We start from the raw sequence: 13,689 nt of genomic DNA, 5'->3' as shown, positions 1-13,689 counted from the left end.
GCACCGTACGCGTACGACTTGCGATACCAAAACAATGATGGCGGTTGCGGTTTCACCAAAAGTCTCGACTTCACGTTAAGGTTGAGGCATGACCTCGAAGCTCTCCCGCCCGCTCCGCGCGGCGGCCCGTTCGGCGTGGGCCCTCACGGGCACCGCGCTGCTCGCCGTCATGGTCGCGCTCGTCGCGGGCGGCGCCGTCTTCCTCGTGGCCGCCGGGACCACTCCGCCGGCCCCGGCGCAGGAGCGGGAGAACGCCGAGAACACGCGCGTCGCTCTCAAGGCCGCCGACGAGTCGCGCACCCTGTTCGGTCTGCTGTCGAACGCCGTGGTCTCCGCCGGCAATGGCCTGAACATCTCGGCGGGCTCGGTGCCGCAGATCTTCGACAGCATCGACACCGCGAAAACCGGTTCCGAGCAGTTGGTCTCGGGCCTGGATGAGGCGTCGTCGCTGTCCGCCGCCTTGACGCAGGTGAACCGCGCCACCGCCACCCTCGGCGGCGCACTCGAGCGGACGCAGGGCCTGCAGCAGGTGGCGGCGGGGACCCGCGCGGCGCTCGTCGCACTGCGCGGACGGCTCGTCGAGCACCCGTCGCCCGGTTCCGCCGAGGCGGTCGCGCAGCTCGATCGCGCGTTGGCGGGCTCGAAGGGCGTGGGCGCCCTCGACGACGTCGCCGGTCTGCGCGGCACGCTCGCCGGCATGACGAGCAGCCTGAGCAACGCCTCCGCCAACGCCGACGCCTCGCTCACCTCCGCACGCAGCGCGGCCCGCCAACTGCGGGACGGCCTGACCAAGCTGGCCTCCGCCCGCAAGGACGTGAACACCTCCATCACCAACCTGACCACCGGTATGGGACAACTGAAGACGGCGCTGGGCGCCATCGACGGCCAGCTCGCCCTCACCCAGACCCGCCTGCGCTCGGTGACCAGTGCGCCCGCACCGGCGCCCGACCCCGGCATCGCCCGACCCCTGGCCTGGGCGCTCGTCGCGGGCGGCGCGGCCGGCACCGTCACCTATCTCGTCGCGCTCGGCGTCGCGCACCGGCTGCGCCGCCGAGAGGCGACAACGGCGCCGGCTGCGGCGGCGGCAGGAGCTGCGGTCGAGCCTGCGGCGGACGTCATCGAAGTCCCCGCCACCGGGCACCACCGGGTCCTGCCGCCGGCCGGAGCCGACGAGCCCGACGATGCCGCGGCGCCCGCCGCCACTGACGACGACGCCGCGCCGGCGGCACCGTCGGCCGAGGACCCGACGGCGACGCCCGGGAAGCCGGCCAAGCACCGTCGGAACCGCTTCCGTCCCGCACCCTCCGACGACACCAACCCGTATCTCGCGGTGGCGTTCTCGGGCAGCGCGGGCTAGGCGAGCTACTCGTACACGCCCTCCACCTCCCATCCGCCGGCGTACTGCAGCAGCAGGGCCCGGCCGTCGTCGCGGCCGGGCGCGGGCTCGAGCAGCACCTGCGCGCGGGCGCGGGGTCCGGCGGCGGCGTCGGGCGCCCACCACCGTTCGTCGACCAGCCACGGCCCCGCCCACCAGCGCAGTGCCCAGTCCCGCGATCCCCACGTGAGATGCGTGGGTTCACCGGTGAAGCCGCCGCGTTCGGTGACCCGGACGGCGTTGCCCGCGGCGTCGGTCATGGTGACCGCCGCGCCCGGGATCAGCACCGCCGGCGCCGGTTCCGGCATCCGCCCCGGCCACGGCGCGTCCGGGTCGAGGGCCGGGACCGTCTCGTCGCCCAGCGGCACCCAGGTGACCCGCTCCGCGGGGCCGCGGCCGCCGCTGCGCACCCCCATCCGGACCGCCTCGCCGCCGAGGAGGCCCTGCACCCGGACCAGGGCGCGACGGAAGCGGGCGGCACCGTCCCCCTCGTCGCCCCACATGCCGGCCTGCAGCGCCCCGGCGTCCACCACCTCGACGGGTTCGAGCCGCAGCAGGACGATCGGGGCGCCCGGGCCGCCCTGTTCGCCTCGGCCGCCGGTGAGCCAGCCGTCGATCTGCCAGCGCACCCGGTCCGCGGTGCCGTCGGGGGTGAGGGGCTCGGCGCAGCGCCAGATGCGGGTGTGCCGCTCACCGTTCTCCGCGATCGCGGACACCTCCAATCGCAGGCACGCCACCCCCGCCGCGGACAGCTTCCCGTGCAGCTCCGAGGCCAGGGCGCGGCCGACGAAGGCGGCGGCGTCGACCCGGTCGATCGGCGGGTCCGGCCGCAGTTCCGCCTCCAAGCCGGGCGGGAGCGCCGCGGTGGACGGGGGCCGGTCCGCCACCGCCCGGGCCTGACGGTGCGCGGCGATCGCATCGACCCCGAAGCGGGTGGCCACGTCGGTCGCGGACAACGCCGCGAAGGCGCCGACGGTGCGCAGCCCCAGCCTGCGCAGCAGGTCGATGAAGTCGGTCCGATCCTCCGCGGCGAGCGCCGGCTCGGCCCCCAGTTCGGCGATGTCCAGTGGGGCCAGGAAGGCGGCCGACTCCCCCGGCGGCACGACGACGCCGCGGCGGGCGGCCAGGGCCGCGGTGAACACCTCGTCGGCGATGCCGGCGAGCGACTCCGCGCCCACGGACGAGGCGGCGTCCACCAGGCGTTCGGCCGCCTGCTCCTCGCCGCCGAAGAACCGCGCAGCACCGCGCGCGGGGATCACCACCAGCCCCGGGCGCAGCACCTCGATGAGCGGGATCAGCGCGGCCACGGCGCCCGCGACGGGCTCGAAGACCCGCGCGTCCCGGCCCTCGTCCGCCTGCGCGACGTGCAGGTCCGGGCAGCGGGCCTGCGATTCGCGGCGCTTCATGCCGCGCCGCACCCCGTCCGCCCGGGCCGGGGCGTTGCACGCGACCACCCGGTTCCCGTGCAGGACCGCCACGGGGCGATCGGGCGCGAGGTCGGCATCGGCCGCCGCCGCGGCCGCCGGCCAGTCGGGACACCACAGGGCGAGGATGCGCTGGGCTTTCGGCTGCGGCACGGTCTGCTGCAGGGGGTGCGGCGCGGTCACCGGGCCACCGCCAGCCCGGTGGTCGACGATGCCGTGCCCGCCGAGCCCCGGTAGGGGTTGCGGCAGCCGCGACCGCGCGCGGAGAAGACCAGGTCGATCCCGCGGATCCGCCCGCGGCCGGGCCGGCTGCCGAGGCCGGTGTAGCCCTGGACGCGGGCGCCGAGGTGCAGCGAGGCGCCCTCCCACGTGCCGCCGGTGACCAGCAGCACCGAGCCCCGAGACCGGGCGCGGGCGGCGATCGCCCGGCCGCGACTGGGCGGCACCGCGATGCCGCCGAGCTCGCACAACACCACGTCGGCACCGTCGAGCAGGACCGACGCGACGGCCACCGGATCCGCGAGCGGCCCCTCGATGAGCGCGATGCGCTCCGGGTCGGCCCCCTGCTCGAGTGCCGCGGCCATGCCGAAGCCCTGAGCCCCGCACAGCGCGACGCGGGCGCCGGCCCGCGAGACCGTGGCCACCAGCGAGACGGCGAGCGATCCCGCGCCCTCGAGTGTGGCGACGCTGCCGCGGGGCAGGCCGCGGCCGGGCAGCAGCGCGGCGAGCTCCTCGTGCACCGGGAGCACACCTGCGTCGGGAACGGCACCGAGCTGCGCGGATTCCTCCTGCAGCGGCGGTCCCTGCGGCGCCTGAGCCTTCCCCGGACGGTGCTTCTCCGGCAGCGCCGCGAGTCTTTTGCGCAGCTCCGCGAGCTTCTCCTCGCGGTTGCCGCCCATCGCCTGAACACGTGTGGACACCTGTCACACCCCTCCCCTACGTTCTGATCCACGTTCGGAAGCTGAGCCACAGGGAAGGTGTGACTAGAACTTCTGTTCGATTCAGAGTCCAGAGTAGGACCGCCGCGGCGGCGGCGTCAAGCGTCGAGGCGGGAGGGTCCAGCGGGGCGATGCGCGCGACGCATCGATACATTTCCACAGGTGAGAGACAGTTCCGACGCTGAAGCGGTGCGCCAGGCGCATCACCCACAACACCTCGAACCGAAAGTCTCGGAGATTATGTGCGAGTATTGGATTTTTTCTATACTCTCACATAATCTTGCATACATGGACCGTGAACGCTGAGCGGCGCAAGCGGACTTCGCGACTCCACCATCGCCAAAGGCCTGGTCTGGGCGCCCGAGCACGGCCGGATCGCATTCTCCGTCCCGGGCATGGCCGACTTCATCAGGCGCCAGCCGAAGGGCTGATCCCGGATCAGGTCAGCTGGGCGCGGACCAGCTCGGCGAAGGCGCGGACATCATCCTCGGTGGTGTCCCAGGCGCACATCCAGCGCACCTCGCCGCGGATCTCGTCCCAGAAGTAGAACGGGACCTGCTCCATCAGCACCTCGGCGGCGGCGTGCGGGAGCTCGGCGAACACGGCGTTGGACTGCACCGGCTGGGTGAGCCGCACGCCGTCGATCCCGCCCACCTGCTCGGCGAGCAGCCGGGCCATCGCGTTGGCGTGCCCGGCCACCCGGAGGTAGCGGTCACCGTCGAACAGGGCCAGGAACTGCGCGGCCAGGAAGCGCTGCTTGGACGCCAGCTGCATCGACAGCTTGCGCACGTACTCGGTGCCGCCGGCCCGCTCGGTGTTCAGAACCAGCACCAGCTCGGCGCCCAGGAGGCCGCTCTTGGTACCGCCGACGCTCACGATGTCGGCGCCGATGTCAGTGGTGATGGCGCGCAGCGGAACGCCGAGGCTCGCGGCGGCATTGGCGAGCCGGGAGCCGTCGATGTGCAGCAGCCAGTCGCGCTCGTGCGCGTAGTCGGCCAGGGCGCGCAGCTCGTCGGGGGTGTAGACGGTGCCGAGCTCGGTGGACTGCGCCACCGACAGCACGCGCGGCTGCGCCCAGTGCACGTCGCCCGCGCGGTCGGGGACGGCGGCGGTGATCGCCTCGGGCGTCACCTTCCCACCCGCGGTGGGGACGACGAACAGCTTGAGCCCCGCCACCTTCTCCGGGGCGCCGCCCTCGTCGACGTGGATGTGCCCCGAATCTGCGCACACCACGGCGGACCAGCGATCGCTCACCGCCGACAGCGCGACGACGTTCGCACCGGTGCCGTTGAACACCGGGAACGCCTGCGCGCCTGCGCCGAACAGCTCGACGATCCGCTCGCCGAGAGCAGCGGTGTACACGTCCGCGCCGTACGCGCCCTGGTGTCCCAGGTTGGCCTCGGCCACGGCCTCGAGCACCTCCGGCAGCACGCCGGCGTAGTTGTCGCTCGCGAAGCCCCGCTTCGCGGGGTCGTGCAGTCGCGTCATGCCTTCGCCTCCGGAACCAGGGTCTCGACGGTGCCGTTCGCCTCGGCCGGAGGGATGTCCCACAGCGCCACCAGAGCATCGGCGACATCGCCGATCGGCGTGTAGCGCGGGAACTTCCGCTCGGGCGCATCGGCCCTCATCTGCGGGGTGAGCAGCGCCATGACGCGCACGATCACCGCCGCGGCGGCGGTGCCGGTGAAGGCATCCGCGAGCGCCGAGGTCCACGCCTCGGACGCCGCCTTCGCGGCGGCGTACGCCGCGTTCTTCGCGGTCGGCTTGGCGACGGAGGTCGACGAGATGATCGCCACCCGCGCATCGGAACTCGCGATCAGCGCCGGGTACAGCGCCTGCGTGACGTTCTGCAGGCTCCGGATCAGCCCGGCCTCCAGGAAGTCCCAGTCCGCCGGGTCCGCCTCGTCGATCGGCACGCCGCCGCGCCAGCCGCCCACCAGGTGCAGCAGCCCGTCGACACCGGCGTGCGCCGCGCGGATCTCCTCCACCGCAGCGCGGACCGCCGCACGATCGGCGAGGTCCGCGCGGTACGCGGAAACACCCTCCAGGGAGGCGATCTCCGCGGCGGGCGCGCCCCGGGTGATCACGACGACCTTCGACCCGGCATTCACCAGCGCACGCACGACCTCCTGGCCGAGCGCACCGTTCGCGCCCGTCACCACGACGGTGCGTCCCGTCACGCCGCTCATGCCGGCACCTCGATCGGGGCCGATGCCGTGATGCCCCGAGCGCTCTCGATCACGGCGCTCATCTTACGGCGCAGGGCCTCGTAGAACACGTTGAGCGGGAACTCGTCCGGAAGCACCAGGTCCACCAGACCGCGCGGCTCACCGTCGAGCGGCAACGCCTCCGGGCCCTTCGCCCACACGGAACCCGGGCCGGGTGCCACGTAGGACGAGACGAACTGATAGCTCGCCAGCCACTGCCCCACCTTGGACCGGTCGATGCCGGTGCGGTAGAGCTCCTCGATCTCCTCCCCGAGGCGGATCACCTGGAGCGGCAGCTCCTTCCAGTCGAAGGAGAGGCGATTATCGCGCCAGCGCAGCGCGCCGTGGCGGTGCAGATAAGCGAACAGCAGCTGGCCGCCGAGGCCGTCGTAGTTGCGCACCCGGTCACCCGTGATCGGGAACCGGAAGAGCCGGTCGCACAGAATCGCCAACTGCACCGGCAATCCGTAGGGGTGCCCCTCCTGCTCGAGGCGGTACGCCTCACGGAAGGTGGTCAGGTCGCAGCGCAGCTCCTCGAGGGCGTACTGCCAGTACGGCATCCGCTGCTTGATCATGAACGGATCGAAGGGCAGATCACCGCGGCTGTGGGTGCGGTCGTGGATCAGGTCCCACATGGCGAAGGTCGACTGCGCCAGCGCCTGCGAGGCGACCAGACGCTCACCGTCGGGCGGCAGCTGCAGCGAGAGAAGCTCACCGGCGGCACTCGTGACGCGGCGGAACCGGGCGGCCTCGCGGTCGCAGAAGATGGCGCCCCAGTGGAACTCGGGCGTCTGCGCCACCGTCACGGTCTCCGGGAAGAGGACCGCGGAGTGGGTGTCGTAGCCCGGGGTGAAATCCTCGAAGGCGACGGACAGGAACTTCTCGTTCCCGTAGCGGCGCTCCACGTCGGCCAGCCACTCGGGCCAGACCACGCGCAGCAGCACGGCCTCGAAGACCTTGCCGGCGTTGCCGTTCTGCGTGTACATGGGGAAGACGACGAGGTGCTCCGCGCCGTCGGCGCGATCCAGGTCCGGCCGGAAAGCGGCAAGGGAATCGTCGAACTCCGGGCGGGCGAAACCGCTCTCGACCCACCGCCGGAAGTCACGCGGGAGAGCGGCGAGGTACTCCGCATCGTGCGCGAACAGCGGTGCGAGCGCGGCGATGCGGGCGACGATCTCGTCGACCAGCTCCCCGGCCCGCGCGTGGTCTGCGGGCTCGGCGACGGCACCGTCGGCGCCCTGGAGCCCCCGCAGGTCCTCGACGGCGGATTTGAGCGCGATCCAGTCGGCGCTGCGGGCGACGGCGGAGGAACCGTCGGCGGCGGCGTCCTCGTGCGTGCCCGCGGCCCAGGTGACCGTGTTGGCCCACAGCGTGCGCTGATCGAGGTCGTCGATGCAGTCGTCGCCGAACAGGTCCGAGTCCGAGAACACGACGACCCGACCGCGGCCCACCTGCAGCGCCGCCGCGAGGGGGCGATCCGCGGGCGAGGCGGTGGGGCTCGTGCGCGCGAGCACGACCGCGTCGGCGGGAACGTCGAGCACGCCGGTCCGGTAGAAGACCGCACCCTCGACCGCGGCGACGATGCCCTGACCGCCCAGCTCGGGGGCGATGTCCGAGCGCACCCACGTGGCGTTGCCGCCGTGCCGGCGGTCGCCGGCGGACTCCTGGACGACCACGGATTCGACGTGCACACCGAACCGGCCCAGCAGCTCGTCGAGGTTGTTGCCGGACGTGGCGGTGTCGCACTCGGCGAGCACGACGAGCCCGCCGCCGGCGCGCACGTACTGCTCGATCGCGTCGAGCTCGCCGGGGGCGTAGACGGGTGGCAGATCGCCGGTGGTCCGCTCGACGCCCTGCCGGGCGAGGTGCGGGATCACGTACACGTCCGTCTCACGAAGCGCCTCGACGGTGACCTGCGGGAACAGCCCGTCCGAGACGGACATCCCGCGGCGGCGCAGGGTCTGCACCGCCTGCGCGAGGCTGACATCGCCGGGGTTCACGGGTACCAGCTCGCGGGCGCGGTCCAGGGTGGTCGCCCAGGCGCAGCTGCGGGCCTGTTCGACCACCACGCGCGGGAACACGGAATTATCAGACATAACCGTTCCGATCATTTGCCTCTTACATCTCTTAACGCGATCTTAGCGGTCGGAGACCTTGATTTCGAGCGGAACGGCACAGGTCGTGGGGAGCGGACACACATGAGAACGGCCGACCGGGTGATGAACCCGGTCGGCCGTATGCGAGGGAACGATTCGGTCAGCCCACCCGGTCGGGATCGTGGTGCGCCGACGCAGCGGCGACCGGCGACAGGTCCGCGGCCGCGGGATCGACGGTCGGCGACCTCGTGACCAGCTTGTGCCCCCACCACAGGCCGAGGAACAGGATCAGCGCGGCGTAGGTGGTGAGCAACAGGCTGACACTGCCGCCCGTGTCGGAATCGTTGACAGCGACGTAGTACTGGCCCGCGACGACCGCGACGCACATGAGGAGCGCCACGATCGGCCCCGCAGGGTACAGCCAGGCCTTGTAGGGCAGGACGTCGAGCGAGCGCCCCTGCGCGTTCCACGCCTTGCGGAAGCGGTAGTGCGCCCACGCGATCCCGATCCAGGTCACGAACCCGGCCACCGACGATGCGGCGACCAGCACCGTGTACGCGGCACCGTCGCCCTTCGGGCCGGCGAGGAAGCACAGGCAGCCGATCACGGTGGTCGCCGCCGTGGCCGCGATGGGAACGCCGGCCTTGGTCACCTTGGCGAAGATCTTCGGCGCGTTGCCCTCCACCCCCAGGCCGTACAGCGCGCGCGTGGCGGCGAACAGGCTGGCGTTGCCGGCCGAGAGGATGGCGATGAGGATGACCGCGTTCATGATCGACGCCGCGGCATCGATCCCCGCGAGCTTGAACACCAGGGTGAACGGCGCCACCGCGACGTTCTCCGCGGAGGCGTCGAGCAACTCGGGGCTGGTGTACGGGATGAGGAAGGCGATGATCGTCAGCGTGCCGATGTAGAAGACCAGGATCCGGATGAACACGGTCCGCACAGCGCGCGGGATCGCGCTCTTGGGTTCGATCGCCTCCCCCGCGGCGACCGCGATCATCTCCGTGCCCTGGAAGGCGAAGCCGGCGATGAGGAACACCGAGAGCATGCCGAGCGGGAAGTCCACGAAGGGCGCGTCGCCGACGGTCCAGTTCTTCACGCCCGGAGCAGGTCCGTCACCGACCACGCCCACCACCATGAGCACGCCGACGATCAGGAAGACCACCACGGCGATCACCTTGATCGACGCGAACCAGAACTCGGCCTCACCGAACGCCTTCACCGCGAACAGGTTCAACGCCAACAGCCCGACGAGGAAGACGACCGACCAGACCCAGGTGGGGACGTCGGGCAGCCAGAACTTCATGATCAACCCGCCTGCGACCACCTCCGCGGCCAGCGTGATCGACCAGTTGAACCAGTAGTTCCATCCGGCGGCGAAGCCGAAGGACTTGCTGACGAACCGGGTGCCGTACTCCTCGAACGGGTTGCTGCACGGCAGGTACGCCGACATCTCGCCGAGGCTCTGCATGAGGAAGAAGACCATGACGCCCATGAGCGCGTAGGCGGCGAGGGCACCGCCGGGGCCGGCCTGGCTGATCGTGGCGCCGGACGCCACGAACAGGCCCGTGCCGATCGCGCCGCCGAGAGCGAGCATGCTGATGTGGCGGCTCTGCAGGCCCTTGCGCAGGGTCTCGTCAGGGGTGATTCCGAGGGGACTGGACACCCGATGAGAGTAGCGACCGCGACGCTGCACCGGATACCATTCGCAACGACATGTTCTCGTACGACACCCGTTCCGCTCTGGCCAGCGCCGCCGACCTGGTGAACACCGCCCCCGACGCGCGCACCGGCCGGTACGAACGACTCCGCGACGTCGCCGCACTGCGCTCCTTCGTCGAGCGCTGGGGCTGGACGGGGCCCATCCCGCTGCGCGAGGACGAGCTCGACCGGGTGCACGCCGTCCGCCGCGTCCTGCGCGGCCTGTGGGACCTCTCCGGTGACGAGGCCGGCACCGTCGACCTGGTGAACCGCATGCTGCGCGACGCGGCCGTACTGCCCCAGCTCGTCCGGCACGACGACTGGCCCTACCACCTGCACGGTTGGAACGACGGGACGCCGATCGCCGAACGATTCCTCGCCGAGCCCGCGATGGGCATGGTCGACGTGGTGCGCGCCGACGCGCTGGACCGCCTGCGGCACTGCGCCGCTCCCGACTGCGCCGGGGTGTTCGTGGACTTCTCCCGCAACTCCTCGCGCCGGTTCTGCGACGACGGCTGCAACAACCGCCTCAACGTGGCCGCGTACCGCGCGCGCCGCGCCTGACCTCTAGGATCAACGGCGTGGCGGAATCGACGGGTGCGGGCGGAACGATCAGGGGCGTTCCGGGGCCCGATCACCTGGTCGCCGGGCGGTACCGCCTGACCTCGAAGATCGGCGGCGGCGGCATGGGCGCCGTCTGGCTGGCCCGGGACGAGCGGCTCGAGCGCGACGTGGCCGCCAAGCAGGTGATCTCCACCGAGGGGCTCACCGAGGAACAGGCGGACGAGCTGCGCAAGCGGGCGCTGCACGAGGGCCGCCTCGCGGCGCGGCTGCAACACCGCAACGCCGTCGCGATGTACGACGTGGCCCTCGACCGCGGCGAACCCTGGCTGGTCATGGAGTACCTCCCGTCGCGGTCGCTCGCGCAGGTGCTGCACATGACGGGGACGATGCCCGAGCGTCAGGTCGCCCAGATCGGCGCACAGGTGGCCGACGCGCTGATCGAGGCGCACCAGTCGGGGATCATCCACCGCGACATCAAGCCCGGCAACATCCTCATCGCGAACCGCGGCCGCGCGTCGGGCACCGTCAAGCTCTCCGACTTCGGCATCGCGCGGGCCGAGGGCGACGAAGCCGGCCCGGCAGGCATCATCACCGGCACGCCCGCCTACTTCGCCCCCGAGGTGGCCCGCGGCACCGAACCGTCCGAGGCCTCGGACCTGTACTCGCTGGGCGCCACGCTGTACACCGCGCTGGAGGGGGCACCGCCCTTCGGCGTCGACGAGGACTCGATCCGGTTGCTGCACAAGGTCGCTCTGGGGCAGATCGATCCGCCCCAGCACGACGGCGCGCTGACCCGCGTGATCCTCGACATGCTGCAGCCGAGTCCCAAACGCCGCCCCTCGCTCACCGAGGCGCGGGACCGACTCGCCTCGGTGGCCGCGGCCGGCGGCAGCCCGTCGGCGATCCTCGCCGCGCCACTCCAGGCCGCGGAGGGCGCGCCGGCGGTCTGGCTGCGCCGCGCCGCGGGTGAACGCGCCGCCGGTGATCGAAGCGGTACGAGCCGTACGGCGTCGTCGGGACCCGTTGAACGCAAGCGGCCCGTCCCGCCAGCGCCGCGACCGAGCGCCTACGTCCCGCCGCCCGTGGCGCCGCCGTCGAAGATGTCGAACACGGTTCTCGCCGCGTGGATCATCGGCGGGTTCATCGTGCTCGCCGCGATCATCGCGGGGATCATCGTCGCCCTGGGCTGACGCGAGACCGGCAGCGCGCGGCCGGACCTCAGTCCGCCAGGTGGCGGGTGTGGGCCCAGCGGGTGAGCGCGTTCCGGTTGCTCTGCTGGGTCTTGCGGAGCACGTTCGAGGCGTGGGTCTCGACCGTCTTCACCGAGATGAACAGGTCCTCGGCGATCTCCTTGTAGGTGTAGCCGCGGGCGAGCAGGCGCAGCACCTCGAGCTCGCGCGGGGTGAGCGAATCCAGCTCCGGGTCGAGAGCGGGCTCCGGGACCGGGGAGCGGCCGGTGAACGAGTCGAGCACGAAACCGGCGAGCCGCGGCGAGAACACGGCGTCGCCCTCCGCGACGCGACGCACCGCATCGGCCAGCTCCTGCCCCGAAATCGTCTTCGTGACATAGCCGCGCGCGCCCGCGCGGATCGTGGCGATCACGTCCTCCGCGGCGTCGGAGACGCTCAGTGCCAGGAAGACCGGCATCGTCGCGAGCTTGGCGCGGGGGGCACCGTCGGCCACGCCCCGCAGAACGGCGACGCCGCCACCGTCGGGCATGTGGACGTCGAGGAGCACCACGTCCGGTGCGACGGAGAGGATCCCGGCCACGGACTCCGCGACCGTACCCGCCTCCCCCACCACCTCGATGGCGTCCTCGCGGGCCAGCTCGGCGCGCACGCCGGACCGGAACACCCCGTGATCGTCGACCAGGAACACCCGGTAGCTCACGCGTTCTCCTCCGCCTTCTCGTGTGCGATCTCGTCGCCGTCGGCGGGCCTGGTGATCGTCAGTCGCACCTCGGTGCCGCGGCCCGGGGTGGACCGGACCGCGACGGTGCCGCCGCGCCGCTCCACCCGCGACCGGATCGACTTCGCCAGACCCTGCCTGTCCGACGGTACCGTCTCCGGGTCGAATCCGACGCCGCGGTCCCGCACGAACACCGCCACCGAGTCCTCGTCGACCTCGGCGTACGTGTCGATACTCTCGCAGCCGGAGTGCTTGGCGGCGTTGACCATAGCCTCCTTCGCCGCACCGAGCAGCGCGGCGAACCGGTCGTCGACGCCCAGCTCCGGCCCCTCGACATCGCCGACCGTGATGACGTCCACTGCCACCGAATGCGCGTCCTCCACGTCCGCGGCCGCCGCCTTCAGCGCCGCGGCAAGGGACCGCGCGGGCGCCTCCGCCCCGCCGAACAGCCACTCGCGCAGCTCACGCTCCTGGCTGCGGGCGAGGCGCTTGACAGCGGCACCGTCGGCGGACTGCTTCTGGATGAGAGCGAGCGTCTGCAGCACCGAATCGTGCAGGTGCGAGGCGATCTCCTCCCGCTCGATGGTGCGCACCCGGGCCGCACGCTCGGCGCCGAGATCGCGCCACATCCGCACCCAGATCGGCACCGTCAGCAGTGCCACGCCCACCAGCGTCAGGACGACCGCGGCGAGCGCCGTCGGGATCGCCGCCACGTCCACGCGGCCGAGGAAGACCACCGCGAGACCGACGATCACGAGCGTGACGCCGCCCAGCATGCGCAGCCAGGTGATCAGGCGCGAGCCGCCCAGCGCGGTCGACGGGGTGCGCGCGGAATCGGCCTCGCGCCAGACCAGCGCGGCGCCGACGCCGATGACGATCACCGGCACCACGAATCCCGCGCTGGTGCTGCTCGCCACCGACGCGAGGGTCGCCGCACCGACGACACCGAGCACCGCCAGGGCCAGGCCCTGCCGGCGCTCGGCCGGATCCGGTCGCTCCGTGTCCGTGCCCGGGCGGCACATGAACCACAGCAGCGCGTACATCACCACACCCGCACCGAGGAGCGCGAGCAGGGTGAAGGCGATGCGGACCCTGGTGACGTCGACACCCAGGTGATCGGCGATGCCGCCGCACACCCCGCCGATCACCGCACCGCCACTGCGACGGTGCATCCGGGGGTACGACGGTGCCGGCGCCGGCCGCCCGGGCGGGGGCACGACCGCGGACGCCGGCGGGCGGACAGCGGCGGACGGCGCGGGGTGCCCGTTCTGCTGCCAGGCCTGCCAGGACTGGTGCCAGCCCTGCTGCCAGGCCTGCCTGCGGGCCTCCTGCCGCGCCCAGCGGCGCTGTGCTCGTCTGCTCATCGTGCCCTCGATAGTGGCACGAACGGTACTCGACGACTATCGGGGAAGCCCCTGAATTCCCGCGCACACCCCGACCTGTGGCGTGCGCGAATTCAGGGGCTTCCCCGATGGT

11 protein-coding genes are annotated in these 13,689 nt (G+C 72.2%); 3 read left to right on the top strand and 8 right to left on the bottom strand.

The features are described 5' to 3' along the window. Positions 1-88 precede the first annotated feature (88 nt). Positions 89-1,357, top strand: a complete 1,269-nt coding sequence (locus ABZX10_RS15375; RefSeq protein WP_355541293.1) for a hypothetical protein — start codon at positions 89-91, stop codon at positions 1,355-1,357. A gap of 5 nt (positions 1,358-1,362) precedes the next feature. On the opposite strand, the gene ABZX10_RS15370 is transcribed toward ABZX10_RS15375, so the two are convergent. The 6 genes from ABZX10_RS15370 to ABZX10_RS15345 all read right to left on the bottom strand — a co-directional run bounded on the left by ABZX10_RS15370 (position 1,363) and on the right by ABZX10_RS15345 (position 9,706). Then, on the bottom strand, positions 1,363-2,952 hold the full coding sequence (locus ABZX10_RS15370; RefSeq protein WP_355541510.1) for a DNA polymerase Y family protein: 1,590 nt from the start codon (positions 2,950-2,952) through the stop codon (positions 1,363-1,365). A gap of 26 nt (positions 2,953-2,978) precedes the next feature. Beyond that, positions 2,979-3,719, bottom strand: a complete 741-nt coding sequence (locus ABZX10_RS15365) for a hypothetical protein (protein ID WP_355541290.1) — start codon at positions 3,717-3,719, stop codon at positions 2,979-2,981. A 456-nt stretch (positions 3,720-4,175) separates the two neighbouring features. Further along, on the bottom strand, positions 4,176-5,225 hold the full coding sequence (locus ABZX10_RS15360; protein WP_355541287.1) for a beta-eliminating lyase-related protein: 1,050 nt from the start codon (positions 5,223-5,225) through the stop codon (positions 4,176-4,178). Next, positions 5,222-5,926, bottom strand: a complete 705-nt coding sequence (locus tag ABZX10_RS15355; protein ID WP_355541284.1) for an SDR family NAD(P)-dependent oxidoreductase — start codon at positions 5,924-5,926, stop codon at positions 5,222-5,224. The genes ABZX10_RS15360 and ABZX10_RS15355 overlap by 4 nt, the downstream gene beginning before the upstream one ends. Next, complete coding sequence (locus ABZX10_RS15350) at positions 5,923-8,040, bottom strand: DUF6421 family protein (protein ID WP_355541281.1); 2,118 nt, start codon at positions 8,038-8,040, stop codon at positions 5,923-5,925. Before ABZX10_RS15350 ends, ABZX10_RS15355 begins: the two co-directional genes overlap by 4 nt. 160 nt (positions 8,041-8,200) lie before the next feature. Beyond that, positions 8,201-9,706 (bottom strand): amino acid permease, encoded by a 1,506-nt coding sequence (locus ABZX10_RS15345; RefSeq protein WP_355541278.1) that lies wholly within the window; start codon positions 9,704-9,706, stop codon positions 8,201-8,203. 50 nt (positions 9,707-9,756) lie between these two features. Between ABZX10_RS15345 and ABZX10_RS15340 the strand changes: the two genes are divergently transcribed. Further along, positions 9,757-10,305: a CGNR zinc finger domain-containing protein gene (locus tag ABZX10_RS15340; protein ID WP_355541275.1), complete on the top strand. Its 549-nt coding sequence runs from the start codon at positions 9,757-9,759 to the stop codon at positions 10,303-10,305. Positions 10,306-10,322: 17 nt separating this feature from the next. Further along, a complete protein-coding gene (locus ABZX10_RS15335; protein ID WP_355541272.1) occupies positions 10,323-11,495 on the top strand; it encodes a serine/threonine-protein kinase in 1,173 nt (390 codons plus the stop codon). A gap of 28 nt (positions 11,496-11,523) precedes the next feature. Here ABZX10_RS15335 and ABZX10_RS15330 read toward each other — a convergent pair whose 3' ends face one another. Both ABZX10_RS15330 and ABZX10_RS15325 read right to left on the bottom strand, forming a co-directional pair. After that, positions 11,524-12,195: a response regulator transcription factor gene (locus ABZX10_RS15330; protein WP_355541269.1), complete on the bottom strand. Its 672-nt coding sequence runs from the start codon at positions 12,193-12,195 to the stop codon at positions 11,524-11,526. Next, positions 12,192-13,577 carry a PspC domain-containing protein gene (locus ABZX10_RS15325; protein ID WP_355541266.1) on the bottom strand — a complete coding sequence of 462 codons (1,386 nt, stop codon included), beginning with the start codon at positions 13,575-13,577 and terminating at the stop codon, positions 12,192-12,194. The genes ABZX10_RS15330 and ABZX10_RS15325 overlap by 4 nt, the downstream gene beginning before the upstream one ends. Positions 13,578-13,689: the final 112 nt, after the last annotated feature.

It is taken from the genome of Tsukamurella sp. NPDC003166 (genome assembly GCF_040611135.1).
Taxonomy (GTDB): domain Bacteria; phylum Actinomycetota; class Actinomycetes; order Mycobacteriales; family Mycobacteriaceae; genus Tsukamurella.
The sequence above is the reverse complement of the archived record's forward strand: the minus strand, read 5'-3'. Positions and strand labels throughout refer to the sequence as shown.

What these genes read in the sequence shown, in the direction of transcription:
- ABZX10_RS15375 (WP_355541293.1), top strand. Translation starts at nt 89, where the DNA reads ATGACCTCGAAGCTCTCCCGCCCGCTCCGCGCGGCGGCCCGTTCGGCG.
- ABZX10_RS15360 (WP_355541287.1), bottom strand. Translation starts at nt 5,225, where the DNA reads ATGACGCGACTGCACGACCCCGCGAAGCGGGGCTTCGCGAGCGACAAC.
- ABZX10_RS15355 (WP_355541284.1), bottom strand. Translation starts at nt 5,926, where the DNA reads ATGAGCGGCGTGACGGGACGCACCGTCGTGGTGACGGGCGCGAACGGT.
- ABZX10_RS15350 (WP_355541281.1), bottom strand. Translation starts at nt 8,040, where the DNA reads ATGTCTGATAATTCCGTGTTCCCGCGCGTGGTGGTCGAACAGGCCCGC.
- ABZX10_RS15340 (WP_355541275.1), top strand. Translation starts at nt 9,757, where the DNA reads ATGTTCTCGTACGACACCCGTTCCGCTCTGGCCAGCGCCGCCGACCTG.
- ABZX10_RS15325 (WP_355541266.1), bottom strand. Translation starts at nt 13,577, where the DNA reads ATGAGCAGACGAGCACAGCGCCGCTGGGCGCGGCAGGAGGCCCGCAGG.